The sequence below is a fragment of the Ktedonobacter robiniae genome (assembly GCF_016587375.1).
GTDB lineage: Bacteria > Chloroflexota > Ktedonobacteria > Ktedonobacterales > Ktedonobacteraceae > Ktedonobacter > Ktedonobacter robiniae.
Genome location: NZ_BNJG01000003.1, coordinates 1842211 through 1866360 on the forward strand (window position 1 = coordinate 1842211; position 24150 = coordinate 1866360).

25 protein-coding genes are annotated in these 24150 nt (G+C 53.8%); 8 read left to right on the forward strand and 17 right to left on the reverse strand.

Features of this window, described 5'->3' with window-relative positions; translation table 11 throughout:
• Positions 1–64 precede the first annotated feature (64 nt).
• The 6 genes from JMJ04_RS40480 to JMJ04_RS40505 form a co-directional block, all read right to left on the reverse strand.
• A complete protein-coding gene (locus JMJ04_RS40480; protein WP_201376023.1) occupies positions 65–493 on the reverse strand; it encodes an OsmC family protein in 429 nt (142 codons plus the stop codon).
• Between the two features lie 71 nt (positions 494–564).
• A complete protein-coding gene (locus JMJ04_RS40485) occupies positions 565–933 on the reverse strand; it encodes an ester cyclase (RefSeq protein WP_201376024.1) in 369 nt (122 codons plus the stop codon).
• Positions 934–1087: 154 nt separating this feature from the next.
• Positions 1088–2008, reverse strand: coding sequence for a manganese catalase family protein (locus tag JMJ04_RS40490; protein WP_201376025.1), 921 nt, complete (start codon positions 2006–2008; stop codon positions 1088–1090).
• A gap of 112 nt (positions 2009–2120) precedes the next feature.
• The gene (locus JMJ04_RS40495) at positions 2121–2687 is read right to left on the reverse strand and encodes a hypothetical protein (protein ID WP_201376026.1); all 567 of its coding nucleotides are present in this window, start codon (positions 2685–2687) and stop codon (positions 2121–2123) included.
• A 43-nt stretch (positions 2688–2730) separates the two neighbouring features.
• Entirely contained in the window at positions 2731–3663 is a 933-nt protein-coding gene (locus JMJ04_RS40500; protein WP_201376027.1) for a sensor histidine kinase, read from the reverse strand.
• A 295-nt stretch (positions 3664–3958) separates the two neighbouring features.
• Positions 3959–4576 (reverse strand): NUDIX hydrolase, encoded by a 618-nt coding sequence (locus tag JMJ04_RS40505; RefSeq protein WP_201376028.1) that lies wholly within the window; start codon positions 4574–4576, stop codon positions 3959–3961.
• Positions 4577–5176: 600 nt separating this feature from the next.
• Between JMJ04_RS40505 and JMJ04_RS40510 the strand changes: the two genes are divergently transcribed.
• Together JMJ04_RS40510 and JMJ04_RS40515 are read left to right on the forward strand one after the other, a co-directional pair.
• Positions 5177–6064 carry a metal ABC transporter permease gene (locus tag JMJ04_RS40510; protein ID WP_236038948.1) on the forward strand — a complete coding sequence of 296 codons (888 nt, stop codon included), beginning with the start codon at positions 5177–5179 and terminating at the stop codon, positions 6062–6064.
• A 12-nt stretch (positions 6065–6076) separates the two neighbouring features.
• Positions 6077–6961: a metal ABC transporter permease gene (locus JMJ04_RS40515; protein WP_201376030.1), complete on the forward strand. Its 885-nt coding sequence runs from the start codon at positions 6077–6079 to the stop codon at positions 6959–6961.
• 68 nt (positions 6962–7029) lie between these two features.
• On the opposite strand, the gene JMJ04_RS40520 is transcribed toward JMJ04_RS40515, so the two are convergent.
• Positions 7030–7482: an SRPBCC family protein gene (locus tag JMJ04_RS40520; protein WP_201376031.1), complete on the reverse strand. Its 453-nt coding sequence runs from the start codon at positions 7480–7482 to the stop codon at positions 7030–7032.
• Between the two features lie 379 nt (positions 7483–7861).
• Positions 7862–9040, reverse strand: a complete 1179-nt coding sequence (locus JMJ04_RS40525; RefSeq protein WP_201376032.1) for a phosphotransferase — start codon at positions 9038–9040, stop codon at positions 7862–7864.
• Positions 9041–9509: 469 nt separating this feature from the next.
• On the opposite strand from JMJ04_RS40525, the gene JMJ04_RS48300 reads away from it, so the two are divergent.
• The gene (locus JMJ04_RS48300; protein WP_268887424.1) at positions 9510–9635 is read left to right on the forward strand and encodes a hypothetical protein; all 126 of its coding nucleotides are present in this window, start codon (positions 9510–9512) and stop codon (positions 9633–9635) included.
• 4 nt (positions 9636–9639) lie between these two features.
• Here the strand turns inward: JMJ04_RS48300 and JMJ04_RS40530 are convergent, their stop codons facing one another.
• Positions 9640–10389, reverse strand: a complete 750-nt coding sequence (locus JMJ04_RS40530; protein ID WP_201376033.1) for a hypothetical protein — start codon at positions 10387–10389, stop codon at positions 9640–9642.
• Positions 10389–10928: an RNA polymerase sigma factor gene (locus JMJ04_RS40535; RefSeq protein WP_201376034.1), complete on the reverse strand. Its 540-nt coding sequence runs from the start codon at positions 10926–10928 to the stop codon at positions 10389–10391. Before JMJ04_RS40535 ends, JMJ04_RS40530 begins: the two co-directional genes overlap by 1 nt.
• 207 nt (positions 10929–11135) lie before the next feature.
• Between JMJ04_RS40535 and JMJ04_RS40540 the strand changes: the two genes are divergently transcribed.
• Positions 11136–12089, forward strand: a complete 954-nt coding sequence (locus JMJ04_RS40540) for an oxidoreductase (protein WP_201376035.1) — start codon at positions 11136–11138, stop codon at positions 12087–12089.
• Positions 12090–12169: 80 nt separating this feature from the next.
• Here the strand turns inward: JMJ04_RS40540 and JMJ04_RS40545 are convergent, their stop codons facing one another.
• The 4 genes from JMJ04_RS40545 to JMJ04_RS40560 all read right to left on the reverse strand — a co-directional run bounded on the left by JMJ04_RS40545 (position 12170) and on the right by JMJ04_RS40560 (position 17232).
• The gene (locus JMJ04_RS40545; RefSeq protein WP_236038950.1) at positions 12170–12388 is read right to left on the reverse strand and encodes a helix-hairpin-helix domain-containing protein; all 219 of its coding nucleotides are present in this window, start codon (positions 12386–12388) and stop codon (positions 12170–12172) included.
• A gap of 158 nt (positions 12389–12546) precedes the next feature.
• On the reverse strand, positions 12547–13056 hold the full coding sequence (locus JMJ04_RS40550) for a dihydrofolate reductase family protein (protein WP_201376036.1): 510 nt from the start codon (positions 13054–13056) through the stop codon (positions 12547–12549).
• Positions 13057–13110: 54 nt separating this feature from the next.
• Positions 13111–13989, reverse strand: coding sequence for a haloalkane dehalogenase (locus tag JMJ04_RS40555; RefSeq protein ID WP_201376037.1), 879 nt, complete (start codon positions 13987–13989; stop codon positions 13111–13113).
• 138 nt (positions 13990–14127) lie between these two features.
• The gene (locus JMJ04_RS40560; RefSeq protein ID WP_201376038.1) at positions 14128–17232 is read right to left on the reverse strand and encodes a winged helix-turn-helix domain-containing protein; all 3105 of its coding nucleotides are present in this window, start codon (positions 17230–17232) and stop codon (positions 14128–14130) included.
• A gap of 223 nt (positions 17233–17455) precedes the next feature.
• Here JMJ04_RS40560 and JMJ04_RS40565 point away from each other — a divergent pair, with 223 nt between their 5' ends.
• A complete protein-coding gene (locus JMJ04_RS40565) occupies positions 17456–18676 on the forward strand; it encodes an FAD-dependent monooxygenase (protein ID WP_201376039.1) in 1221 nt (406 codons plus the stop codon).
• 36 nt (positions 18677–18712) lie between these two features.
• On the opposite strand, the gene JMJ04_RS40570 is transcribed toward JMJ04_RS40565, so the two are convergent.
• The gene (locus JMJ04_RS40570; protein ID WP_201376040.1) at positions 18713–19168 is read right to left on the reverse strand and encodes a winged helix-turn-helix transcriptional regulator; all 456 of its coding nucleotides are present in this window, start codon (positions 19166–19168) and stop codon (positions 18713–18715) included.
• A gap of 129 nt (positions 19169–19297) precedes the next feature.
• Here JMJ04_RS40570 and JMJ04_RS40575 point away from each other — a divergent pair, with 129 nt between their 5' ends.
• The 3 genes from JMJ04_RS40575 (at position 19298) to JMJ04_RS40585 (ending at position 21401) form a co-directional block, all read left to right on the forward strand.
• The gene (locus JMJ04_RS40575) at positions 19298–19735 is read left to right on the forward strand and encodes a DoxX family protein (protein ID WP_201376041.1); all 438 of its coding nucleotides are present in this window, start codon (positions 19298–19300) and stop codon (positions 19733–19735) included.
• A gap of 81 nt (positions 19736–19816) precedes the next feature.
• Positions 19817–20212 (forward strand): VOC family protein, encoded by a 396-nt coding sequence (locus JMJ04_RS40580; RefSeq protein ID WP_201376042.1) that lies wholly within the window; start codon positions 19817–19819, stop codon positions 20210–20212.
• A gap of 160 nt (positions 20213–20372) precedes the next feature.
• On the forward strand, positions 20373–21401 hold the full coding sequence (locus tag JMJ04_RS40585; protein WP_201376043.1) for a zinc-binding alcohol dehydrogenase family protein: 1029 nt from the start codon (positions 20373–20375) through the stop codon (positions 21399–21401).
• Positions 21402–21534: 133 nt separating this feature from the next.
• Here JMJ04_RS40585 and JMJ04_RS40590 read toward each other — a convergent pair whose 3' ends face one another.
• Together JMJ04_RS40590 and JMJ04_RS40595 are read right to left on the reverse strand one after the other, a co-directional pair.
• A complete protein-coding gene (locus tag JMJ04_RS40590) occupies positions 21535–22365 on the reverse strand; it encodes an aminoglycoside adenylyltransferase domain-containing protein (RefSeq protein WP_201376044.1) in 831 nt (276 codons plus the stop codon).
• Positions 22366–22600: 235 nt separating this feature from the next.
• Entirely contained in the window at positions 22601–24010 is a 1410-nt protein-coding gene (locus JMJ04_RS40595; RefSeq protein WP_201376045.1) for a hypothetical protein, read from the reverse strand.
• Positions 24011–24150 lie beyond the last annotated feature (140 nt).

A 24150-nucleotide genomic window follows, 5' to 3' on the forward strand; every position in this document is an offset into this window, starting at 1 on the left:
TTTTCTCTGCTCGTACTGTACCTGAAAAAGATGCGCTGCGGATTGTGCAAGAGGACAGAAAGCCTTAGTCCCTTTGGACAGGTTCGTGAATTTGAAAGGTGTGCTTGATTGCGGCACTCTTTCCAAGCATGATATTGACGCCGCAGTAGTTGGTCGTATCCAGCTCAATGGCGCGCTGGATGCTCTCCGGGCGCAAATTGGTGCCGGTAAAGATATGCTCGACAGTAATATCGGTAAATACTTTGGGATCTTGCTCGGCACGCTCGCCATGGACGCGAATCTCATAATGAGTGACATCCTGGCGCATCTTGCGCAGAATCGAGAGGATGCCAATGCCAGCGCAGCCAGCCAGCGCCCCGAGTAGCGCCTCCATCGGGCTGGGACCCTGGTCGTCTTCTACTGAGCTTAAAACGATGCGATGCTTGCTGCCAGAGTCAATCGTAAACGTGCTGGTGCCGGTACTTTGAGCACGCACGGATAATGGTTTGGTCATTGCCCCCTCCTTGGAGTGCAGATAAATATCACTGATCTCTTGCTATGGTATACCTTGCAAGATGACCGATGTCAATCTTTTGGGAGCAAATCTCCGCCCTCATTCCATTCCCCCTGAATTTTCCCCTGACTGACATGGAAGATCTGGATCATGCTTCGATACACCGCTTTCTTGCTCTTGGCATGCGTGCCCCGCCAGCTTGTGCGTATCACAACTCTGTCGCCCTCGGCGACCAGGTCATCGATAGTGATACGCAAATCAGGAATCGTATCATATAACGTTGCAAAATACGCCCACACGCCTTCTGGCCCCACAGTCTGCTCAGGCGTTGAGTGGTCCACAAAACTTTCGGCGAAGACCTGCTCTATCCCTGCCAGGTCTTTTTCATTGAAAGCCTTGTAGAGCGCAAGCACCATTTTTTTATTCTCTGCTACTGACATGGTGTAGGCCTTTCCTGATAGTTCTATATTGACAGTTCTTCTATTGATAATTGTATATTGGGATTAACCGCTCACACAAAGAGACTATTCCGATCACTGTAATCAAACAGAGCCAGAATAGTCTCTAGTATATACTAAAGGACGGGAGGTTGTCTTACTTCAACTTACTCACTTGCTCAACCAGTTCCATAATCTCAGGTGTCAGGCCGGGAGAGAACTCTTCTGGCCGCTCAGGACCGGGCGTAAAAGGGACACCTTCAGGTGGTTTCTCGGGCACCTCTAGTGGTCCGCCGGTAACAGAAGGTGCCTGCCCCTGAAAGACTTTGGCCATCTCAGAGCCATCAAGCCGCCAGTGATACTGCTGGTTATGAATGCCCTTCTCCATAAGCGTGCGTACTTCGGGAAACTTGGTGGCATCGAAGTTTGGGATGGGAAGGACTTTCCCCCAGTTGACACCCAGCGATTCCAGGGCCTTGGCGTAAACGTTCTCATGCGCGTGATCGCGTACAATCAGGTAAGAGATGGTGGAGCGTGCCGTCTTATTATCGGTCATTTCATAGAGACGGCATTTTTGTAAACGCCCCGTTGCCTCCAGCATCAAATTGTAGATGAGATCGAGCGTGAGATTTCCACTATTGTAGACATATGAGCCAGACCAGGGATTGCCCGCGGCATCAATAGGCATCGCTCCCTGTGAGGCCACCAGGAAGTGGTGAATATTTCCCTGGTGCAGAGCCATATTTAAAGGCGTGGAACCATTTTGTCCAGGCATGTTTTGGGTTGCGGCATCGAACACGCCCCCTTTTGCCTTGTAGCCAGGCGCGCCATCTACCAGGCGGTTGATGGTGGTCGCGATCAACTCCACATGGCTAATTTCCTCTATCCCAACTCCCTGAATCAAATCGAGGTAGGGTTTGGCTTTGCCGCGGAAGTTAAAGCTCTGGAAGAGGTACTGCATCATCGTGCGCATCTCTCCAAATTGCCCGCCCAGACCTTCCTGCAATGCATTTGCCGCAGCGGGATCAGGCTCGTCAGGAACGATCTCATTGATCAGCTTTTGAACGTGAAAAAACATGCAGTTTTCTCCTTTGCACATGACCACTCTGCATTACACATCGTTGTATGTCCCGGTCACTGTGCTAACACGTTCAAGTAATGGAGCGGTGTTACAAATTTTTTGTGGATGACTACTTTTCCAAGCAGGGTTCGTTGATAGGCGAGATACCCATCTGAACCAATTCTTTCCTGGTAAGTTCCTGTTGATCTCCCAAACGATAGTAATGGGCCGGGCCTGGCGTTTGTCCTTCTAGCAGGTTTGCGGGATTGTTCGCGATTAGTGGATAGAGCGGGTCAGGTTCAAATATATAGCGCGCATGGTAAAGCAGGCACGGCCATGAATCCTCCTCCCAGTTCTCATTTCCATTCCCTATAAATTTTTGCTTTTTGAAGGCGAAGACTCCTTGTTCGCATAAGACGGTCGCGTTGAACGAAGCGAGGGTCTGGATAGGCGTGCTATAAGCCGAATCCAGACCCTCATACACTTTTATGCCAAAGAAATACAGCAGGGCCGAGTTCCGAGTCAGAGTCTGAATCGAAAAACGGCCTTTGGCACGCACATTGATACTCTGAGCAGAAGCCAGCATTTCAACCGTTTCTGAAGCAGAAAAGTTCAGGAAATGCCCTTGATTGGTACAGAAGGGTCTGGTAGCAAAATGACCGGGAATTGGCAACGGTTCAACGCCCGCTCTCGGCATAGATTTCTCCTTGTTTTATGTTATGGCCTTTGATAGAGGAGGCTTAGCTTTCCTGCTGGGCCAGGGGCAAGGTAAACCAGAAAAGTGATCCCTCGCCTGGTACGCTATGTACCCCTATTGCCCCCTGCTGGCGCTCAATAAGGGCGCGGAAGAGGAAGAGGCCCAGGCCCAGGCCTACGGAGGAGCCATCCTGTACCTCAATCCCTTTGACGCGATAGGAGATATCCCAGATATTGTCCAGTTCATCCGCAGGAATACCGGTGCCATAGTCCTGAACCTGGACCTGGGCCATGCGCGAAGCCTCTCTCTCTTCTATGGTCAGCATCACTTTGACCGGTCGATCTGGCATGGAGTATTTCATCGCGTTACTCAGCAAGGCATTCAGGGCCTGCTCCACACGTTCAGGGTCGGCGTGAATGGTAATTTGGGATTCCTCCTCTGGCACTGTCAAGTCAATTATACGATCCATCTCATGCGTATTCTGAACCGCATTCTGTACAATCTGTACCAGGTTGCAGGGGCGCATGACGATAGAGATCTTGCCCGACTGAACGCGTGAGACATCCAGGAGATCGCTAATCATTTTATCCTGCTCGTTTACGCGGTAGACAATGTAGTCAAGCGGTTGCTGAAGGCGTTCGAGATCAGCACCAAGCGTGGACGCGTCGATCTGTTCCTGTTGTCCGACCTTACGCCGAAGTTTCTCCAGACGTCGCAGAGCAAGCTGGGCATTGCCTTTGATCGTGGTCAGGGGGGTGCGTAGTTCGTGCCCAGCGGCACTGATAAAGGAATCGAAGCGTTTACGCGTTTTGAGCAGGGCCTGCTCTAGTTGCTGGATCGTCTCTGCCTCGGGTGGCGAGCCGCTTTCTGCTCTCTGGACAGCAGGCTCTATCTCCGCCTGAAGCGCTAACTTCTCTTGAGAATGCTGCGGATATTGGTGTATATTGCGTGCTTGAGAAGCATCTGAACTGCCCATTATTTCCTCGTATTCGTTTCTGTGTGGCACCTGGAACATGTTAGCTCTTCCATGCCATCCCTATCCACCATGGATCTCCGGTAGAAAGAGGGGAGCCGTCCTCCTCTGCCACGCCTCACCTCCCCTAGTGCAATAATACTTGACATATTTCGCTTTTCCTTGTTATACTCTTCTTGCTGATCCAGGCTGGATGCGGGAAGCGACTGCTGAGCTAACGGACTATTTCTTCGATCCGTCTAAGGATCCTGCAATGCAATAGCAATAGCACGAACATCCGTGGCAAGAGGTTTCGCATCTAGCAGCCTGTATAGCGATGAAGCGCTTGCATCAATTGCTTTGCGTATGTTGGCGAATAGGGGCAGAGATCTTGTGTCTCTATCTTGACGACCGGCCCTTCAGTAAATGAGTAGAGACAACTTCGCCCCTCAATCGCACTGGTATTCCCCTGGAAGAGAGCTTCGAGCTGTGTGGATTCTACCGCGATCATGTCCGCAACTTCTTCCTGTTGCAGAAGAAAACGTGGAGTTGGTGCCTGGTAATGATACAGGTAGACATGGCAAAACTCGCGATCAATAAACTGATCAATTTCAATCGTGCTTGGGATGACTCCAACAGGGAGCAACTCATGGTAAGCAACCGTTATCCCCACTTCCTCCTCAACCTCGCGAACCCCATCCCTGACCGTCTCGCCCGCGAGCAAGTGACCCGCGGCCGTAATATCGAGTTTGAGGGGAAAATCTTTCTTTGAGGCTGCCCGCCGCTGAAAGAGAAGATACGTGTGCGCGCCCTCCTGGCGAAAAAACCAGCAATGGAAAGTCTCATGCCAGTGTCCCTGCTGATGGACCACGGCCCGCGGCAGTGTCCCCAGGGGTTGCCTCTGTTCGTCGTAAATAGCGAGGATCTCTTGCTCCACCTCACCCTCCTGAATTTCATCAATAAATGCTGTATCCCCACTATAGCACAAAAAAGAGGAGTAAACTGTCTGATTTGGGGACAACTTTCCTGCCTATCATTGCTTATAAAAACCGCCGGATGAGAGTCTGTGGCGACGGTTGACTTCGCCAGCCGTCGCCACAGACTCTCATCCTTTGCGGAGCACCGCGGGTGCTGTGGAGGAAGGATAAGGAGTAGTTCCTAAGGAAGGGGAAAAAGGAGGGCATGGAGAAGATAGACAAAGAACCGCTAGTGCCCACAGTATCAGTTCCCGCCATCTCCTCGCGAAACACACCTCATTTATATAGTCGCACGAAAGCCAATTTTGTTACACTCTGACAAATATTCCCCTTAATTTGGGCCGTGAATATGGTGTGTGACCAGCACACACCATATTCACGGCCCTGGTGACCACCGTAAGCGCGAGAGGTATGTTGAGACACGATATCACTATGTTGACAGCGCTTTGAACTCTATGCTATGCTGTAGCAAACGATACACAGTATCAATTTATATGTGCGCTGGTACAGAAGGCGCAGTTTCGGGGATAGGTTGGCAAGGAAAGGGCCTGCTACAAACCATGCTTGATATATTCACCTATGCTTTTATCCAGAATGCCTTCCTGGCTGGAACCTGCGTCGCGATCATAGCTGCGCTTGTGGGATATTTCCTGGTTGTACGCGGTCTGACCTTTGCAGGCCACGCACTCTCTCATATTGGTTTCGCGGGGGCCGCAGGAGCCGTCTTACTCGGGATTGATCCCATCTTCGGGCTGCTTGCCTTTACGGTTGGCTCGGGCATCGGAATTGGCCTCCTGGGCAAGGAGTTACGCGAGCGGGACGTGGCCATTGGCGTCATTATGACCCTGGCCCTGGCGCTTGGTATCCTCTTCCTCTCACTCTATAAAGGATACGCTGAACGCGCCTACAGCATTCTCTTTGGTACCATTCTGGGAATTAGTCAGTTCGATGTACAGACCAATATCCTCTTCTGCCTGCTCTGCCTGGCACTCATTGCTCTGCTCTTCAGACCCCTGCTCTTTAGCTCGTTCGATCCTGAAGTTGCACAAACGCGAGGCGTTCCGGTACGCCTGCTGGGTGTGCTCTTCCTTATTATAGTGGCCATCACCATCTCGATCTCCGTCAAAGTTGTGGGCATCCTCCTGATCTTTACTTTGCTAGTGGGGCCTGCCGCGACGGCCATCCGCATCGTGCATTCGCCTGTCAAGGCGATCCTCCTGGCCTGTCTCCTGAGCGTAGGCTATACCTGGCTGGCCATCTTCCTGGCGGCTCTGACGCCGTGGCCTGTCAGCTTCTTTATCACGGCCCTGGCCTTCATCGTCTACCTACCAGTACGCCTGCTCTCGCCGCTCTGGCTAGGGAAACATGGGCGCGAAGATGCTCTAGAGGAGTCGTTGACAAGTGACGAGCACGCAGCCGAGATGCAGTTTAGCGGTTCATTACATTAAGGGGAGAGTGAGATGTCAGCACTACTTCAATTGTTTCAGCTCTATCAGAACCAGGAATTTGTGCGTAATGCCTTCCTGGCGGGAACGGCCGTCGCCATCATTACGGCAGTTATTGGCTATTTTGTGGTCCTGCGCTCGCAGTCCTTCGCGGGCCACGCGCTCTCCCATGTCGGTTTTGCGGGGGCCACGGGCGCGGCTCTGCTCGGGCTCAGCTCTCTCACGGGTATGTTCCTCTTTACGGTCCTGGCAGCCCTCGGGATGGGCATCTTTGATAAGCGCCTGCGCGGTCGCGATATCGAGACCGGGATGGTGCTCTCCTTCGCCCTCGGACTGGGCGTGCTCTTTCTGAACCTGTATACCCAGTATGCAACTCAGACGGTTGGTGTGCTCTTTGGCTCGCTTTTAAGCGTCTCGACGAGCGATGTCCTGGTGACGCTGATCTCGGGCACCATTGCCCTGATCATTCTGGCGGCCATCTTCCGCCCCCTGATGTTTAGCTCGATTGATCCCGATGTCGCGCAGGCACGGGGCGTGCCGGTACGCCTGCTCTCCATCGTTTTTCTCCTGCTTATCGCCATTACGGTCTCGGAGGCTGTGCAGGTCGTAGGAGTCCTGCTGGTCTTCGCACTCTTAATTGTACCTGCCGCGGTCGCGCACCAGTTGACTAATCGGCCTATGATAGCCTTGCTTCTCTCGATTCTCCTGGGGCTGCTCTTTACCTGGGCGGGATTGCTCCTGGCTCTGGTGGGGCACTGGCCCGTCAGTTTCTATATTGCCGCACTCTCCTCCATATCCTATCTTATTGTCGCAGGCTATAAGCGCTTACGCACACCTGTGCGCTATCAACCTCAACCCCATCCCAGCCGCGAGTGCATAGGAGAGCATACAGCCGTCTGAATAACCCACCCAGCCCCAGATGCTGGCGCCTGCATATCACCAGCGGCAAGGCAAGCGGCAGCATCGGGTTATTCTGCTTCCGCAACAGACTTCAAATAGCGGTTTCTGGAGAGGAGAAGATTTTTCATATAACGAGTGAGGAAAAGAGTTTCAGCCAGACGCCCAAGGAAGCCCAGTGGGGCACTGAACGTAAAAATATCTATCATGAGCGTTCCAGGGGATTGCGGAACAAACTCATGAACATGCTTCATTTCCCGAAAGGCTCCTCGAAGCATCTCATCGACAAAACGGTGAGGCCGCTCATAGGCCGTAATTTTTGACGTTAGATGCTGTTTGATGCCGAAATGGACGGCCTCCCAGGTCACGGTATCGCCTAACTTCATGACCCCTGTCGTCACGCCAGCAATTGGACGCTCACGCGTCTGGGCTACAGAGTGACTATGCGCGTCAACATTAAGCGAAAGATCAAAGCAGCGCTCCGCTGGCGCCTCAATGTAGGTTTCTAAGCGAATAGTAGGCATGAATTCTTCTCGCTTCTTACAGTTGGTAAATGCCCTGGAAAGTGGCTCATGGCCAACTTTGGTGAAAGCCCTTCAATAAAAGAGACTAAAACTCATTAGTTTACGCTGCAGAGAGCAGAGGCCTTTCTTCCGATAACCTCATGATTCACCAAACCTGGCCATGAGCCGGAAAGTGAGCAGCTTTTGCCCTCAAACGTGAGCACTTGCCCTCAATCTTGAGCACCGGTCCACGCGGTCCCTGGTAAAACCGCTCTTCATCTGGCTTCTTCCATCGATATCTTGTAAATTGGAGGGAGAAAAAGAAAGGCTCGCGTTAGCTCTCCTCAAGAAGGTGTCTAAGGTAGGCCCCAGAAGCCTCTTTGTCTGTCAATGACACTTGCTAACGGAATGCTGGATAATAAGGCATCTGATCTGCTTCGGGAGGCAAGAGCTCACGCAACCTGCCAGCAATCCGCTCAAATGTCTTGCCGAGAGCTTGCAAGTACTCACTGGCTTCAATGGCTTCTCTTGCTACATCGAAGCGCAGCAGGAAACGCTGCCGAGCCGTTGCAAGGCCTGGCGACCACTGCCAATCCTGCTTCAGATGAAGATGCAGAAAGCGACAATCATCGATTGTCCAGTAGGCGCAGGCAGCAGCAACGGCCTGCGCAAATAGCTTGTCATCATGTGCTGCGGGGCAGCCCTTCGCCAGTTCCATACGATAGCTTGCCTCCATCCGATGAATGATGTGAGTAGGAAGTCGGCTGACGCACCAGCAGGTAGGGAACGGCATGCGAGCATAGACGCCTTCAATGAGCGCATGACGATACGCTCCGAATTCAAAGTCAAACAACTTTCCGGATGTGCCAAGAAGGATGTTATCGGGACAGGGATCGCCATGCGTATAAGCTGAGAATGGCCCTGGATTTTCCATGATGGAAGTAAGCAGCTTCAATTCATCCTCGATGCCAGCAGCAGGTGCGACATTGAGCATATGAATGGTCTCCCACAATGCTGACGAAATCCAGGCATAGTCGGGGATATCTACTGGCCCAAGCTCCTGACGAATGTGGGAGAAAGCCTCTTGCTTCCCAATCGTGGCTGCATGCATCTTCCCCATGGTAGCTGCATACTGTACAGCTGCCTCTTCTGCCACCTTAGGGTTATCCGCGAGCAGCAGATGGTGTAGCCCATTTACCGTTCCCAGATCCTCTATGACTATGAGTCCATGCGCTTTGTTCCCAGCATAGAAGCGGGGAGCGAGGGCTAGATGAGGTGCGATCTCACTTAAAAACTGTAATCCGGCCCAATCATTGAATAAGAGCTGAAAAGCATTTTCTGGAGCTGTGTTGGAGGCTTCGGATATGCCTTCCGTCATATGCAGGGCTTTGACAATAACGTGCTGCGGGGCATCAACCGACTTTTTAAGGAGCGAGAAGCGATACACTTGGGTGCGACCACTGGCCTTAAGATCTGCGGCATTTGGAGCAAGTTGCACCTCGTTACCCCAGACCTCCGTAAGCAGTTCCTCAACCCGCATTTTGAGAATTGAAAGCGGCCTTCCCTGGTCAGTTGACATAAATAAGCTCCTGTAAAAGATGAGTAATGAAATAAGTGTATCATATCAGAAGTTCTGTGTGATGAGACGTATACTTCATTGCAGTTGCTCACCCCATGTGGTTTCACTCTTGGCGGGTGATAGACCTTCCATGGTCGCCTCATCTTATCGATGAACTTGAGGAGAGCTAACGCGAGCCCTTCTTTTTCTCCCTCCAATTTACAAGATATCGATGGAAGAAGCCAGATGAAGAGCGGTTTTACCAGGGACCGCGTGGACCGGTGCTCAAGATTGAGGGCAAGTGCTCACGTTTGAGGGCAAAAGCTGCTCACTTTCCAGGGCATTTACCAACTGTTGCATATCTAACTGATTTAGCGGTTGGAAAAGATATGATAATATATATGTATTCAGTGCGCTTAAAAAGTCTGTAGTGTGTTAGCACTACGCATAACCCTCTCTCTTGTATACTTCTATAATAGAAGGATAAAGCATGCAAGAACAACCCCCTATTTCACCTCTTGAGCCTCCAATTGGCGAATCTGTCACCTCCTCCTGGGCCATAGCCGCCTGGCGTACGCGGCTATGGCCCAGGAGGGGTAGCCGCGTACGCCAGTAGCGGGCTACCTCACCGCGAAGTAGAGGCGGTAGGCGAGCTGGTCATTCCAGTACAACTCGATCTTCCCGGAGAGGGCGACCGAATAGCTGAGGCTGATATACCCGTGCTTATTCTGGTTAGCCTCAATAGCGGTCTCTTGCGCCTTGTCCTGGATACCATTTGTAAATACCTTGACGGCTATCTTTCCCGCATCTTTCTTCGTTGAGATATTGTAGGTTACATAGAAGAGAGTTCCAGGGGCGAAGACCTGGTGCTTGTCCAGGGCGATATGGCTATTAGGATCGATACGCGATGTGGTGGTGGCGGAGGTAATAATGCTCGCGCCAGGACCAACCTCGGAGGGACCAGGATCAGGAATATGCGTGGCGATGACGGTTGGTATGGGAGTTTTCGTGCCAACCATTGCTGACTGATGCTTTGGCCCAAAGAGAAGAAGCGCGCCGCCAACAAGCGCGGCGACAATGAGCACGGCGGCAATAGAGCTCAATACACGTGCCAGGCGGCTCCAACCCGCCTTCTTCGATGAAATATCCATAATCGTTTTCCTTTTTTGTTGTATAGCTAACTCCTTGATGGAGCTGGTTCTTTTTTCCTGTTGCGGCTGCTGCAAGTGTGCCTCCAGGCGTTCCTGGACGCGCCACAGCGATTCCCTGTTGGCATGGGCATAGGGGAGATAGCTGTGCTGTACGTCTTCGAGCAGGCTGTGCTCGCTGTGTTCAAAAGTTGCAAAGAGATCCTGTTCGTTGTCGGGCATTACCTGCTCCTTCCTGTCTCTTTTCCACTATAGGCGCTGCGCAAGACCTTGAGCGCACGATGCAGGATCATGCGGACAGCGGCCTCGCTCTTGGCTACAATCTGCGCGATCTCGCTATAACTTAGCTCATGACCGAAGCGTAATTGCAGAATTTCGCGCTGTGGCTCTGGTAGCTCTTGCATAAGCTTATAGAGTTGCGCGTACTCCTCGCGGCGCAGGGCGGCCTGCTCTGGCTGTCGCTCATCGCGCTCATAGAGCATCTCCTCGACGTTCGCCAGGGGAACGCTGGGATGCCTGGTGAAGTGGCGGAAGTGATCAGCCACCTTGTGGTGCACCACGGACCAGATATAGGCGCGCACTAAATGTTCGTCCTCTTGTAGGGCTGGGCCTTTCTCAACTAGCGCTAGAAATACCTCCAGTAGCAAGTCTTCGGCATCCTCGCGCGAACCAACCTGGCGCATCAGGTAGGCGAATACGGCGGGCGCGTAGCGCTGGTAGAGCGCGATTGACTGTTCTTGTGTCCGGGCTGGTTGATGCATGCATTACTCCACATTTGAGATCTCGCCAGTATATTCGCAAATAACATTGTTTTGTAACAGCTTGCTACTTATGTACGCGGCTACTGGGGGTATGCCTGGCGGACGTGGCTCATTGGGCATGATACAATATGGCCGAGATATACCCATGCAAGCATTTACTTTCATCTATTTAGACAGGAAAGACTACTATTCTGGAGGGAAGAAGCCTTGAGTCAGTGGACGACAAACGATATACCGGACCTGCGGGGGAAGGTCGCGCTAGTCACGGGCGGCAATAGCGGCCTGGGTAAGGAGACTGTGCAGGCTTTGGCGGCTAGAGGAGCGCATGTCATCCTGGCCGCGCGCAACCCTGAGCGGGGCGAGAAGGCTCGCGAAGAAGTTCTTCAAAGTGTGCCTGACGCATCTATCAAATTTATGCAGCTCGACCTGGCATCACAGGCCGCCATCCGCGAGTTCGCGACCAACTTTCTGGAGGCGCACCAGCGACTGGATCTGCTCTTTAATAATGCTGGCGTTATGGCCATTCCACGTCGTGAGACCAGAGATGGCTTTGAGATGCAGTTTGGTACCAACCATCTGGGGCATTTTGCGTTGACAGGCCTCCTGCTCCCACTTTTGCTCGCCACGCCAAAGAGCCGGATCGTGACCACCAGCAGCATGGCGCGTGCCATGGGGCGCGTCAACCTGGCTGATCTCCAGGGCCAGAAGGGCTATACGCGCTGGTCGGCCTATGGCCAGAGCAAACGTGCTAACCTGCTCTTCGCCTTTGAGTTGCAGCGCCGCCTCGCCGCCATAGGCACGGAGACTATCAGCGTCGCAGCCCATCCCGGCTACGCGCACACCAATTTGCAATCGACCAGCGCCACGCTCAGCAACTCCAATCTTGAACTCTGGTTCTACGAGAAATTTGGGGCGTTTGTGGGACAGCCTGCGGCCATGGGAGCACTACCCCAGCTCTACGCGGGCCTTTCGCCCGATATTCACGGTGGTGAGCTGGTCGGACCAGGCGGCTTCTCAGGTATGCGTGGTCATCCCCGCGTCGAGACCAAAGCCCAGCGCGAGTACGACCACCCCACGGCCGAGCGCCTCTGGGATGCCTCCGTCGAACTGACCGGCGTCGACTACGCTCAGCTGAAACAGAGCCAGTCAACCTCTGTATAGTAGTTATAACGGCTGGGACGACGCTGCTAAAGCACGCGTCATATGTAGGCGCGTGCTTTAGCAGCGTCGTCCCCCTATCACTAGCTCGTCTCGTCCGCGAAGGACAGGCCAAGCTGGCTAAGGGCGTGACGCAGTTGCGTAATCGTCTTTGGCCCAACACCATGAAGCCGTTTAATTTCCGTCGACCTTACCTTTGTAAGCTGCTCAAGGTGTCTATAGCCTGCTCCAAAAAGCGCCCGGCGCGCTGGCTCCGACAGCTCTGCTGGCAGATCACTATTTTGTTGATCCTGGTGTTCCATCTTTCGATCTATTCCTTTCTCATAGATATTCCGCCTCGCCAACATCATAACCTACCAAAAGCCCATAAAACTACTCCAATCTTGCGCAAACAAGACAGGCAGCTACTAGGGGACCCCAAGATGCGGCCCCTCAGTAGCTGCCTTTGTATCGAATGGCTTTATTCTTGGCCTAAGGCGTAGCGCAGTTGGATGACGCCACCCCCGAGGGGTTTGCAGTCCAACAACTGCACATCCTGATACTGGTAGTGGTCCTGGTCGAGCAGGAGGTTGAGTCCCTTGCCCTCCATTACAGGGGCGACGTTAAAGATGACCTCGTCGACAAGTCCCTGGCCGAGAAAGGTATTGTGCAGATCCGCGCCACCCGAAAGCAGGGCCGTGGTATGGCCTTTTCTTTGTAGGTAGTCAAGGGCATCCTGGGGAGATTCCACAACCTTAACACCAGGAATGTCCTTGACGCTCTGAGAAACGACGACAATGTCCACTTCACCAAAGGGGTTCCCACCACTTGCCTGCATACCCTCGAACGTCCTTCGTCCGACGATGAAGTTTCCCATAGCTCTAGCTTGCGCCGCGAAGTCGCCGAGCGCCTCCATTTTGGGTGGATGCTCAGGACTCGACTGCGCATAGTTTCCGTTAGCGGTCAAGGTTGCCCAAAGAATGGTCTTCATGAAATTTCTCCTATGTTTAGTGTGTATTTAACATAAATCAATAATGAGTGATAGCTAGTTCAGCTTTTGGAGCCAGCTAGCGATAGCCTGGCCGATCTCGTCGGGCGAGTCCTCCTGGGGAGTGTGGTGGCCGCGCACGTGTACCTCGCTTTGAGCGGGCCAGGTGCGGTTGAACGCAGTCTGATCTGAGCCTTGCGTTCCTGGAACGGCCTGTATCAGTAGCTTGGGGACAAGGCTCTGGGAGAGCCACTGACCGGAGGCAGTGACAATCTCGGCGACATCGGCTGGCTCACCCTCAATGGGAATCTGGCGCGGCCAGGTGAGCGTGGGGCGGCGCGCCTCGCCCGGCTCAGCAAAGGGACGACGATACTCGTTCATCTCTTCCTCTGACAACTTACGCAGAACAGTCGCAGGCAGGTTGAACTCGATGAAGGAGTTTTGCTCCAGCACCATCTGCTCGCCTGCTGGACCTCGTAGAGCCTGGAAGCGGGAGCGGGCGATCTCTGGCATCTGATCCCAGGAGGAGGTCCCGATAACTGCTTCCATATAGGCAATGCCGCGCACGGCCTCCGGGTGGCGACGCGCCCAGTCAAAGGCCAGGGCCGCGCCCCAGTCATGTCCAACCAGGGTGACGTGTTCGCGGACATCCAGCGCTTCAAGCAGCGCATCGAGGTAGTGGCGATGCTCGACGAAGGTGTAAGAAGCGGGGCCGCTCTCGGGCAGCTTCTGTGAATCGCCCATGCCGATGAGGTCTGGGGCGATAATGCGCCCCAACCCCTGCACGTGAGGGAGAATATTACGCCAAGCGTAAGAAGAGGTGGGATTGCCATGCAGGAAGACAATGGGATCACCCTGACCCTCCTCTACATATGCCATCTCTAATCCTAAGATCTGCTGCTGTTTTTTCTGATAGGGAAATGCTGCGCTTATCATGTCGTTCTTCTTCCTTTCTGAAAGCACGTGTTTGTTTGATGTGCACATCATAGCTTTCAGATGGATGATTTGACTTCATGCGCGAGGATGATTGCATGCATGATTCGCAGCCACGAAAAGAGGGAGCCAGAGGGATGATTAGATCAGGTGAAGCTCGCGTGCGACTTCACTGGCAGCGTGGCGTGTATGGACGCCCAGTTTGGCATAAATGCTCTGGACCTGAGTGCGAACAGTATTGACCGAGACAACTAGTTCATTGGCGATATCCGCGTTTGAACGCTGCTGGACAAGCAAACGCAAGACGCGCTTTTCTTGCGGGGAGAGCGGCTCAACCAGGGATGACGCCAGCGTCTGAGTTCCATCTTGTTGCTGAACAGGAAAGGCGCTTAGCAGGGCACGCATATAGGCAAGCAAGGATTGCTCGTGAACCTGGGGCAGGAGGGAGCGTAAAAGGATCGCCATCTGCTCCCCAGCATCGAGGAACAGGCGCTGAGCGTTCCCGGCGAAAGCCTGGACAAGTACTTCGCGTAGCAGATGTAGGGCCTCTGTCTTGCGTTTGCTTGCGGCAGCGACCAGCACCATCTCGACCTGAATCTCAAGCACGCGGCGCGTGTATTCTGCCTCTTGTGTCGCAAGAAGCAAGTTCTTAAGCTGATGAGATGCCTCTTCTAGCTTGCCCTGGCTACGCAACCAGCGGGCAACAAGCAGGTCTTCCTCTATTGCCTGTGAGAAATTGTGCTGAGGCTGGCGGCCAGTCGCCCAGCGATGGATGGTTATCTGGTCCCCGGCGGAGAGCGCCAGGCGCGCCTGGGCAGTCTGGACCTCCTGCAAGAGGAGTGGCAAGGAGAGAGGTATCTTGTCGAGAAGGGCCGCGAGTTGTTGTTGGGCAACAAGGGCCGGGCCCTGCGCCTGTTGCACACGCGCAAGGATGAGCGTTGCCCGCACCTCGTGGTATACCAGAGGTTGAGATTGACTGGTAGTTATGGCCTCCTGAGCATAGTGAGAGGCGCTTTCCAGCTCATTGTTCTCGTAGCAGAGGGCCGCCAGGCCATACAAGGCACTGCAAAGCGTATAGATGGGTCCGCTCTCCCTGGCTGAAGCGAGGACCTGACGATACAGGGAGGTAGCTTGCTGATTCTCCCCCTGCTCAAAGAGGACCTGGGCAAGCTTGAGCATAGCGACGCGCTGGAAATAGTGATTTTCCGCGGCTGCGCACAGAGCCTGGGATTCAAGCAAGGCAGTGCGAGCCTTTGGGAAGTATCCCGCTTCTATCCATTCTTCTGCCACGATGCTCAGGCTCAAACCACGCCATATAGAGTGGGTTCCCTGCATGATGGGTGGCTTTCCTTGTAGCTGAGGTAACCAATCCAGGGCCTGTTTCGCATAGTGTGTCGCGGCTGGCATGTCGCCCTGCCTCAAGGCAAGTAGCGCGCGAAAGGCATACAGTTCTCCAAGCTTCACTTGCTGGTTTGCCACGCGGAAACCCTGTTCTGCTCTAAACAAGAGTTTCTCAATCGAGAGCTGGGTTGCAGTATCGGGGAGCCATGAAGGACTCCGAAATAATAGCGTTGTGGCATAGCTCAAACAGAGAACGGGTTGCTGCTCCAGATGCGCGTCTGGAAGCTGCTCCAACCAGCGATACAGGGTATGAGGCTCCTGGATCTCACCTGGGAAGGTCTGCCTCTCAATGGATCGCTCGATCAAGCTAGCGGCTCGATTGTAATCCTGGGCATCCAGAGCCACATCGATGGCCTCGCCAGGATAGCCATGTGCTTCATACCAGTGTGAGGCACGAGCAGAAAGGTAGCGCAATTGCTCCTCACCGAGGCGGTGCCGGGCCTCGTTGCGCATGGCTTCGGCAAAAAACGCGTGATACCGATACCATTGCCCATCGTTGTGAAGCGGTTCCAAAAACAGATCAAGGCGTTCCAGTTGCATGAGCATATCCTGGCTGTTGTCTTGTGCGGTTACTGCGTCGCACAGAGAGGCGGTCAGGCGGGAGAGGATACTGGTCTGGAGCAGAAATTGCTGCACTGGTTCTGTTTGCAGGGCAAGCACTTCGGAGACAAAGTACTCCTGGAGAGAGGCATTTCCAAGGGGGAAGCGAGCCAGCACCTGCTCGCCCTCGGCGGACATGCTTGTTCGTTGAAGAGCGAGCTTTACCAGGTGGAGTCCTGCCCCCCAGCCTTCTAACTGAGCATGTAGGCGCTGAATTGTCGAGGTCTCCAACGAGAAAGAGAGCGAGCGTTGGAGCAGAAGCGCGCTCTCTTCCTGTGAGAAACGCAGGTCCGCCGCGCGAATTTCATACAAGGCATTGCGGGCGCGAAGGCGCGCCAGAGAGAAAGGCGGATCGCTACGCGTGATCATGATTAGATGGAGCGTGGCTGGAAGATGCTCAAGGAAAAAGGAAAGCGTTTCATGGATCAGCGGGGAGGTAATCACATGGTAATCTTCCAGCACCAGAATGCCTTGCGTGGGCGATTGAGCCAGCACGTTGAGCAAGGTAGTTAGCATGGTCTCCAGGGACGAGGGGAGAAAAGGCGGCTGTGGAGCCAGGGAGGCCAGGGTGCTGTAGACCTCTTGCAGATTCACTTGAAATGCCTGGCAGGCTGCGATCAAGTAGCGCCAGAAGCGCAGCAGATCATTGTCAGAAGCCTCCAGAGAGACCCAGCCAAAGGGCAAGCTGGCGTGTCGTATCGCCAGCCATTGGGAGACGAGGGTTGTCTTGCCAAACCCGGCAGGCGCCGAGAGCAGCGTGAGAGGAACTTCGCAGCCAGCATCGAGCAGTGTCAATAAGCGTGAACGGTCGAGAAGAGAGGCATGCAAGCCCGGCGGAGACAGTTTGGATAAGAGGAGCGGAGACGCTTCAACGGGAGCCGATTGGAGCGAGGCTGAAGCTTGACCTGGCTCTTCTAGAGCAGGCTGATGCGCATCAGACGTACCTTCTAGCAAGCGAGCGATTTCCTCTAAACGCGCATACGTGAGGTCCGCTGTTTTGCCGAGATAGCGCTTGACGATGCGCTCACGCAGACGACGATATGCATACCAGTAGCTGCTCCCGCGTTGCACCCGCTGCTTGCGGACGGTATAGTGAATACCCAAACGGCTATGAAAGGCAAAGGAGGCGTTTTGCTCAAGCCACTCACTCGTGAGCGCCTGTTCGCTGGCATGCTCGCCAATGAAGAGAACATAAGTCTGGTCGCGCTCAGACCAGCGTAGCTGAGCATGGGCATACCTGGGCATAGACGTTCCTTGTCACTAGATAGAGAAGGGGCATATCGTGTTGCCTAACAATTGTAACCTAACAAATATAGCACAGCTTGCCTTGTTAGGCAACAAAAGTAGCTTAGTTAGAAAGGCACAGTTGAGGTGGCTTACTCGAACAACAGAGTCAGCAAAGCAAAGTTGGAGGTCAAAGAAGGCTGGTGTGTACAGATAATGGCCCTGTTTTACAAGCAGCCATCCAATGACTCTGCTCCAGGATATGCTTTCCATCAAGAAAGGATCGGCAACCATCGTGACAACAAGAGATAATGAGCTGCCAATTGTGATTATTGGCGCTGGCATTGGAGGGCTTGCTGCAGCGCTGGCGCTACAGCAAGCGGGCTTTGCTGTCCGTGTGTTTGAACGTGCCAGGGAGATCAGGGAGGTGGGAGCCGGACTCACACTCTGGCCCAATGCGGTGAAGGTTTTACAGAGGCTTGGCCTGGATGAGATGTTGCGTGACCTTGGTCTACCTGAAACGGCCATGAGTGGCTTCTACTCTGCTCGGGGAAAGCTCCTGGCCCCGCTCTCGCCAGCGGAGATTGAGGATAAATTGGGCGTGCCAACCATTGTGATCCATCGAGCAGAGTTCCAGGCGGCGTTGCGTGAAAAGGTGGGATCAGATGCGCTCCAACTAGGCGCGAGATTTGTCGCCTTCAAACAGAATGAGAATGGCATCACCGCCTCTTTTGCGGATGGGCAACAGGTACGAGGCTGCCTGCTAATTGGCGCCGATGGCATTCATTCATCTATCCGTCAACAGCTCTTCCCACAGAGCATACCGCGCTATGCAGGCTATACAGCCTGGCGTGGTGTCGCTGCTGCTGTTCCTCAAATGATTGGAGAGTTCTGGGGACGGGGCCTGCGCTTTGGCATTGCCCCTTTGAGCAGGGAGCGTGTCTACTGGTTTGCGTCCCGCAATGCCCCAGAGAACGCGACAGAGGCACCAGAGGGGCGGAGAGAAGAGTTGTTGGCAATGTTTAAATGCTGGCATCCAGCCATAACAACGCTTATCGAGGCGACGCCTGTGGAGGAAATCCTGCGCTCCGACATTTATGACCTCAAGCCTCTATCTCATTGGAGCAAAGGGCGTGTGGTCCTGCTCGGAGACGCGGCGCACGCGATGACGCCGAATATGGGGCAGGGCGCTTGCCAGGCACTCGAAGATGCATTTGTCCTCGCCCAGGCCTTACAGCACACCCAATCTATTGCGGAGGCACTCCATGTCTACCAGCAGAAGCGCCTGGCTCGAGCTAACATGGTTATCACGCGCTCGCGCCAGATCGGGATTATAGGGCAATGGGAGCATCCATTCGCCTGCTGGCTTCGTGACCGCGCACTTATGCTTACGCCCAGGCATCTACTCATTCAGCAACTCGCATCTGTCGCGGGCTACATTCCTGGCGAGCAAGCCAGCACCTAAACATATTTCTATCTAAAAGACATCTCCTTACTTCTATTAGAGTTGACTGACTAAGCTATCGGGGCCTGCGAAGACTGCCCGTCCCTGGCGCACTGTTTCGCGGATCAAGGGAAGCATCTGCTCGCGTTTGGCCTTCATGAGTGCGATCCAGTCTGCCGGAGCGCCGGTCTGGGGATCATGCTCGGCGCTCCAGTTGGCCATCTCCACCAGGAGTGGAATCAAGTCCAGACCCTTCTCCGTCAAGGCATATATCTCTTTACGTTCGTTTGTGGGATGAGACCGTTTGATAAGAATCTCCTGCTGCTCCAGGTGCGCCAGGCGGCTGGCGAGAATATTGGTCGCGATCCCCTCTTCTGACGCCAAAAACTCCGTATAGGTCTTCTTCCCAAAATAGACAATATCGCGAATAATCAACAGTGACCAGGGATCGCCAAGAACTTCCAGGATGAAGTTAATGGGGCAGTCCGAACGCCTGTGATGTTTATGTTTCATGGTAGATACTCCCGATTGGTTCATTTGCTATTTCCGCTTTTGCGTCCTGGTATTGGAATAGTATAGTACCTGTACTTGCAATTTGCAAGTACAGGGCAAGTAAATAGCGAGAAACAAAGGAGCATCAAGATGAACAATGTCGCAAGCCTTCAGGTATCAAACGAAAATAATACCCAGGGGAAACGTCAGAACAAGGTTATGCTCACCACGCTCTGGAGTGTTCAGGTACTGCTCGCGCTGATCTTTCTCTTTGCTGGCAGTATGAAGTTGCTCATGCCAATCGAGATGATGACCTCGCAGATGAGCGTGCCGCTGCCCGGCCTCTTTATCCGGTTCATCGGCGTGGCTGAAGTCGCTGGTGCGCTTGGCCTCATCTTGCCTCTCCTCCTGCGCATCAAACCTTTCTTGACTCCGCTGGCTGCTTCCGGGCTAGTAATCATCATGATAGGGGCTACGGCGATAACGCTTATGGGGGGCGATGTCGTCTCTGCCCTGCTCCCGCTGGTGGTGGGCCTGCTCGCCATTTTCATCTTCTACGGTCGTCGGTCTTATTTCAAGGCCGCCTGACTCCAACCTTCTTACTTAAAGGAGTGCACCCCCTGGTAATCCCATATGCCAGGGGGTAAACAGAAAGGATCAATGAGAATAATGGATATGAAACTTGAGCTTGTACCAGTGCCAGTTACTGACATTGATCGCGCCAAAGCTTTCTATGTGGAAAAGGTGGGATTTCACGCGGACCTCGATATCCAGCCAACTGATACAATTAGAATAGTCCAGCTTACGCCACCTGGATCGGCTTGCTCGATTGTTCTGAGTACCGGCCTCGATGGTATTGAAATGCAGCCCGGTTCACTCAGGGGTCTGCACCTGGTCGTTGGGGATGTCCAAAAGGCTCGCGAAGCGCTCATGAGGCAGGGCGTCGAAGTAGGCGAGATTGATGAGCATGATCAGGGGATTAAGTACGCGGCCTTCAGCGATCCCGATGGCAACACATGGACTTTCCAGGAAATGCCCTGGAGGTCCTCAGAGTTTAGCTCGTAAAGGCGTTTTGCTCATTTGCACAGGCATACGGTTTGCGCTTCTGGATCGTGTTCCTTGTAAGTAAAGGGTGAGTGTGCTCAGCCCAGTCGCGTAAGTCTATGCTTGCATAGACTCTACAAAAAACGCATCACCTATACACAAGCAAAGGAGCAAATTATAGATGAAAGCCGTTGGATTATACCGTTATTTACCCATAGATGATCCTGAAAGCCTGGTGGACCTGGAACTGCCCAGGCCAACGCCAGAGGGGCGCGACCTGCTCGTGCGTGTCAAGGCCGTCTCTGTCAATCCGGTGGATATCAAAACGCGCAAACGTGGACCAAAAGATAAGGTAGAAGAGCCGCCGCGTATCCTGGGCTGGGACGCGGCGGGCGTCGTGGAGGCCGTGGGACCCGAGAGCGCGCTCTTCAAGCCCGGAGACGAGGTTTACTACGCGGGCGATATCACCCGTCCGGGCTGCGATAGCGAGTTTCATCTCATTGATGAGCGCATCGTGGGGCATAAGCCCAAAAGCCTGGATTTCGCCGAGGCAGCGGCCCTCCCCCTCACTTCCTTGACGGCCTGGGAGGCTCTCTTCAGCCGCCTGGGCGTTACGGAGCAGCCAGCCGAGAACCAGGGCAAGAGCATCCTCATCATCAATGCCGCGGGTGGTGTTGGTTCTATCGCGACCCAGCTTGCCAGACGCGCGGGCCTGACCGTGATTGGAACGGCCTCGCGTCCGGAGTCCATCCAGTGGGCGAAGGAGCACGGCACGGACTATACCATCGATCATCACCAGCCCTTCGCGCCACAGCTGAAGGCCCTGGGCAACCCCACTATCCCCTACATCTTCTGCCTCAACAACCTTGACCAGCACTGGGACCATATGGTCGAGGCCATCGTCCCCCAGGGAAAGATCTGCTCCATTGTCAGCCCCCAGAATCCGGTCAATCTGGGCGCCTTGATGGGCAAGAGCGCGACCTTCGCCTGGGAGCTCATGTTCACCCGTCCTCGCTTCCAGACCGCAGACATGATCGAGCAACACCACATCCTCGATATCGTGGCGAGCCTGGTCGACGCAGGCGAGATTAAGACCACCCTCACCCAGCGCCTCTCGCCCATCAACGCCGCCAACCTGCGCAAGGCTCACGCCACCTTGGAGCAAGGCAGCATGATCGGCAAACTGGTCCTTGAAAAATTCCCCGAATAGTAGCTGCGTACGCCAGGGCGCAGTCCCAGTAGCCGCGTACGTAAGTAGCGGCTACTGACTTATTATCGCATTCCAATAGTTGTTGAAGGCGTTGCCATCAATTCTGGTGATTCGGTATCCAGGTGAAATTTCGTCATCGTAAATCTCTTTCTGCTTGTGAGACAGCCATGCGAATGAAACGCTGTATCTCGGGATTGAGAGATGCATCGAACGTTTGCTTGTTGTGCCAGGCCTGCGAGTGCTCGACGGTGCTGCGCCAGGGGTCGGGCAGGGTCGCTAGCGCCCAGGCGACGGCCTGCGGTTTGCTGGGTAGCGTGCCCGTGGCAAGCGTACAGAGGGCACGGCACATGGTTTGGATGACGTAGGCTTTCTGTCCCAGGTGGAGCTGCCAATCGGGATCATCAGGCTGGTTGGCCCAACGTAGCCATTCCGGCATCCTTAAGCGCACTGCATCGCGCAGTTCGTCGGCTGATATCGGGTCAATAAGCGTGGTCGGTGCGGGACCACAGAGCTTCAAGCCGTGCTCCCGCACGACCCAGCGTTCAAGCACCCAGTTATAGTCATGCTCGTACCACTTCAGACGCTCCTGGCGGAAGAGCGTTGGGAGCCGCTCGCCCAGGGTGAAACGCCGTACCGAGACGCGGGGAATGTAGGCTCCCTCAAGGTGTACCGCGTATGGATTGGGCAACGTTGCAAGCGTATCATGCATAGTGGTTAGGTCAGTGAACTCCGTCTCTGTGAGCAGATGCTCGGTGACTGCGAAGAAGTCAACGTCACTGGCCAGGGGATCAAAATCGCCCATTGCCAGGGAGCCGCGCAGGTAGAGGCCAACAAGGTTTTGCCCAAGCATCTGCTGGACGCCGAGCAGCAGGGCATCTAGAAGCGTGGGTACGGTAGCGGGTATAGTGGGATCGGACGTGAGCCTGGCAAGCACATCCTGCGGGAGATGCAAGGGTAAAGACATGGAGTAACATTCCTTCCTGAATCAAAAAGCACGTATGGGTAGAGACTCACCTGCGCTTCTGCGCGTAGTGAGTTGTGGCGACATGAATTTGCTATCCTCTTCACAGGCGAATAGCTTGGTTGTTACATCATGCCAGGGCTGCCCATACTGCTCCTTCTTAGAAGTAATGCTAGCCCAAGTATATGCAGTGGAGAGATGAAATGTCAAACCGGAGTCCATTACGAGGTGCGATTCATTACCAGAGCACTGGTTTTTTCCACTCTTCCCAGCGCATCGCGTGTGCAGGTACATAAATACCATTCTCCTTAAAAACATCTAGGGCTAACTGGCGGTTCTTCTCATCGGAGTGTAGGTGACCAGTCGCATCGTCGACGTAGATCAGCGTATAGGGGTAATGCTGCTCTACCAGAGTCGAGAAGGGGGGCGTGGAAAACAGCTCACGAAGCTGCTGCTGCTCCTGCTGTAGTACTTGCGTGCGCTGTTGCGAGTCCATTTGTTCACAATAGAAAGCAAAGCAGTTGGTACGCCTCAGGCGACAGGTGCCTGCAAAAAGGCCTGCAAGATTGCCCATCCCCGCCAGCAACATATAATGCGTGACTTGCTCTCCAGCATGCCAGCGAGGATGAAAGACTAATCTGTCCTCACCTGTAGCTCTATCGCGGCCAATCACATACATCAGCTCATCACCTGTCTGTACCGGGCTCTCGATCTCAGTCTCTCTCATGAGCAACTGCTCAAAATCGGGATGCTTAACACTATAGAGTGTGATCTTGAGCCGGTCCAGGCGTTCCATCTCGATATATTCGAACTCGGTCAGTACGCTGGGATAGTCACCATCGGCGCCCAATTCCTCTTTCAATCGCTGGAGCGTGTGCGTCCGGCGCAACTCGTGAAGATGCGTAAGTGAAGCTGCATCACCAGCCAACAAATGTTGGAATAATGCCTCTTTTGAGGCTTGCAGATGGGGCTGCATGGTGGGGCGTAGGCGGTCGTCTGGACGATAGGAACCCAGCTTCAAGGCAGCCTCATTAAGCGTGAAGATCTTCCAGACGCGGGACTCAAAATGTTCAAAGTCTGGCTGATCTTGGTCACGACCAACATCTAGCCAGGCACCCAGAACTTTGAAAAGCGAGTAAATTGGATCGTGTGGACTGGGAATTTGATTGGCCATTAAGGTATAAAAAGTAGGCAGATGGGGCTGGGCCAGTTTGGCCTGCACTCGATCATAGGATAGCTGTATCAGCTCAGGATGGCGCACGTAGATAGCCGCGGCTTCAGGCGAAACATATCCCAGAAGGTCATACAATGCAGCTTGCTGGCTTTCCGAAGGTGCATTTTCAATATTGGCAAGAAGCTGACCAACCTGTTCAGGCTCTTCTGTCGTGGCGCGTAGTAGCGTATCAAGAAAGCTGTTGACACTGGCATTCAGGTGCTTTTGAATAGTTTCGGCCTGATCGATGATGGTCCGCACTGCGCCCTCGAGCACCTGAAACTGCTGTAAAGCAGATTGCATCTGGTCGAGATCGTTACTGGTGGAGAGCATCTGGAATTGTCTGTTTATTTGCTGTGCCCGATTGCTCAGTTCCGCCAGGTTCGTCGAGTGAGAAGCCTCTAACATGTCCGTGTGTGATAGAGTTTCATCCACAGTCAGTCCGCCTTTAATGTTTTTATTCATCTAGAATAGCACAAGAATTCCACAGAGCCCTAAACAGAGGCTTACTCGTCGGGCATTCGCCGTGCAGAGTAAGCCTCTATTTCTTGGGTATACGTGGTTCTCTTTCAAGA

Excerpts from the sequence above, each read along its gene's own strand:
- JMJ04_RS40480 (WP_201376023.1), bottom strand. The coding sequence starts at position 493 with ATGACCAAACCATTATCCGTGCGTGCTCAAAGTACCGGCACCAGCACG.
- JMJ04_RS40485 (WP_201376024.1), bottom strand. The coding sequence starts at position 933 with ATGTCAGTAGCAGAGAATAAAAAAATGGTGCTTGCGCTCTACAAGGCT.
- JMJ04_RS40490 (WP_201376025.1), bottom strand. The coding sequence starts at position 2,008 with ATGTTTTTTCACGTTCAAAAGCTGATCAATGAGATCGTTCCTGACGAG.
- JMJ04_RS40495 (WP_201376026.1), bottom strand. The coding sequence starts at position 2,687 with ATGCCGAGAGCGGGCGTTGAACCGTTGCCAATTCCCGGTCATTTTGCT.
- JMJ04_RS40500 (WP_201376027.1), bottom strand. The coding sequence starts at position 3,663 with ATGGGCAGTTCAGATGCTTCTCAAGCACGCAATATACACCAATATCCG.
- JMJ04_RS40510 (WP_236038948.1), top strand. The coding sequence starts at position 5,177 with ATGCTTGATATATTCACCTATGCTTTTATCCAGAATGCCTTCCTGGCT.
- JMJ04_RS40515 (WP_201376030.1), top strand. The coding sequence starts at position 6,077 with ATGTCAGCACTACTTCAATTGTTTCAGCTCTATCAGAACCAGGAATTT.
- JMJ04_RS40520 (WP_201376031.1), bottom strand. The coding sequence starts at position 7,482 with ATGCCTACTATTCGCTTAGAAACCTACATTGAGGCGCCAGCGGAGCGC.
- JMJ04_RS40525 (WP_201376032.1), bottom strand. The coding sequence starts at position 9,040 with ATGTCAACTGACCAGGGAAGGCCGCTTTCAATTCTCAAAATGCGGGTT.
- JMJ04_RS48300 (WP_268887424.1), top strand. The coding sequence starts at position 9,510 with ATGCAAGAACAACCCCCTATTTCACCTCTTGAGCCTCCAATTGGCGAA.
- JMJ04_RS40530 (WP_201376033.1), bottom strand. The coding sequence starts at position 10,389 with ATGCCCGACAACGAACAGGATCTCTTTGCAACTTTTGAACACAGCGAG.
- JMJ04_RS40535 (WP_201376034.1), bottom strand. The coding sequence starts at position 10,928 with ATGCATCAACCAGCCCGGACACAAGAACAGTCAATCGCGCTCTACCAG.
- JMJ04_RS40545 (WP_236038950.1), bottom strand. The coding sequence starts at position 12,388 with ATGGAACACCAGGATCAACAAAATAGTGATCTGCCAGCAGAGCTGTCG.
- JMJ04_RS40550 (WP_201376036.1), bottom strand. The coding sequence starts at position 13,056 with ATGAAGACCATTCTTTGGGCAACCTTGACCGCTAACGGAAACTATGCG.
- JMJ04_RS40555 (WP_201376037.1), bottom strand. The coding sequence starts at position 13,989 with ATGATAAGCGCAGCATTTCCCTATCAGAAAAAACAGCAGCAGATCTTA.
- JMJ04_RS40560 (WP_201376038.1), bottom strand. The coding sequence starts at position 17,232 with ATGCCCAGGTATGCCCATGCTCAGCTACGCTGGTCTGAGCGCGACCAG.
- JMJ04_RS40565 (WP_201376039.1), top strand. The coding sequence starts at position 17,456 with ATGACTCTGCTCCAGGATATGCTTTCCATCAAGAAAGGATCGGCAACC.
- JMJ04_RS40570 (WP_201376040.1), bottom strand. The coding sequence starts at position 19,168 with ATGAAACATAAACATCACAGGCGTTCGGACTGCCCCATTAACTTCATC.
- JMJ04_RS40575 (WP_201376041.1), top strand. The coding sequence starts at position 19,298 with ATGAACAATGTCGCAAGCCTTCAGGTATCAAACGAAAATAATACCCAG.
- JMJ04_RS40580 (WP_201376042.1), top strand. The coding sequence starts at position 19,817 with ATGGATATGAAACTTGAGCTTGTACCAGTGCCAGTTACTGACATTGAT.
- JMJ04_RS40585 (WP_201376043.1), top strand. The coding sequence starts at position 20,373 with ATGAAAGCCGTTGGATTATACCGTTATTTACCCATAGATGATCCTGAA.
- JMJ04_RS40590 (WP_201376044.1), bottom strand. The coding sequence starts at position 22,365 with ATGTCTTTACCCTTGCATCTCCCGCAGGATGTGCTTGCCAGGCTCACG.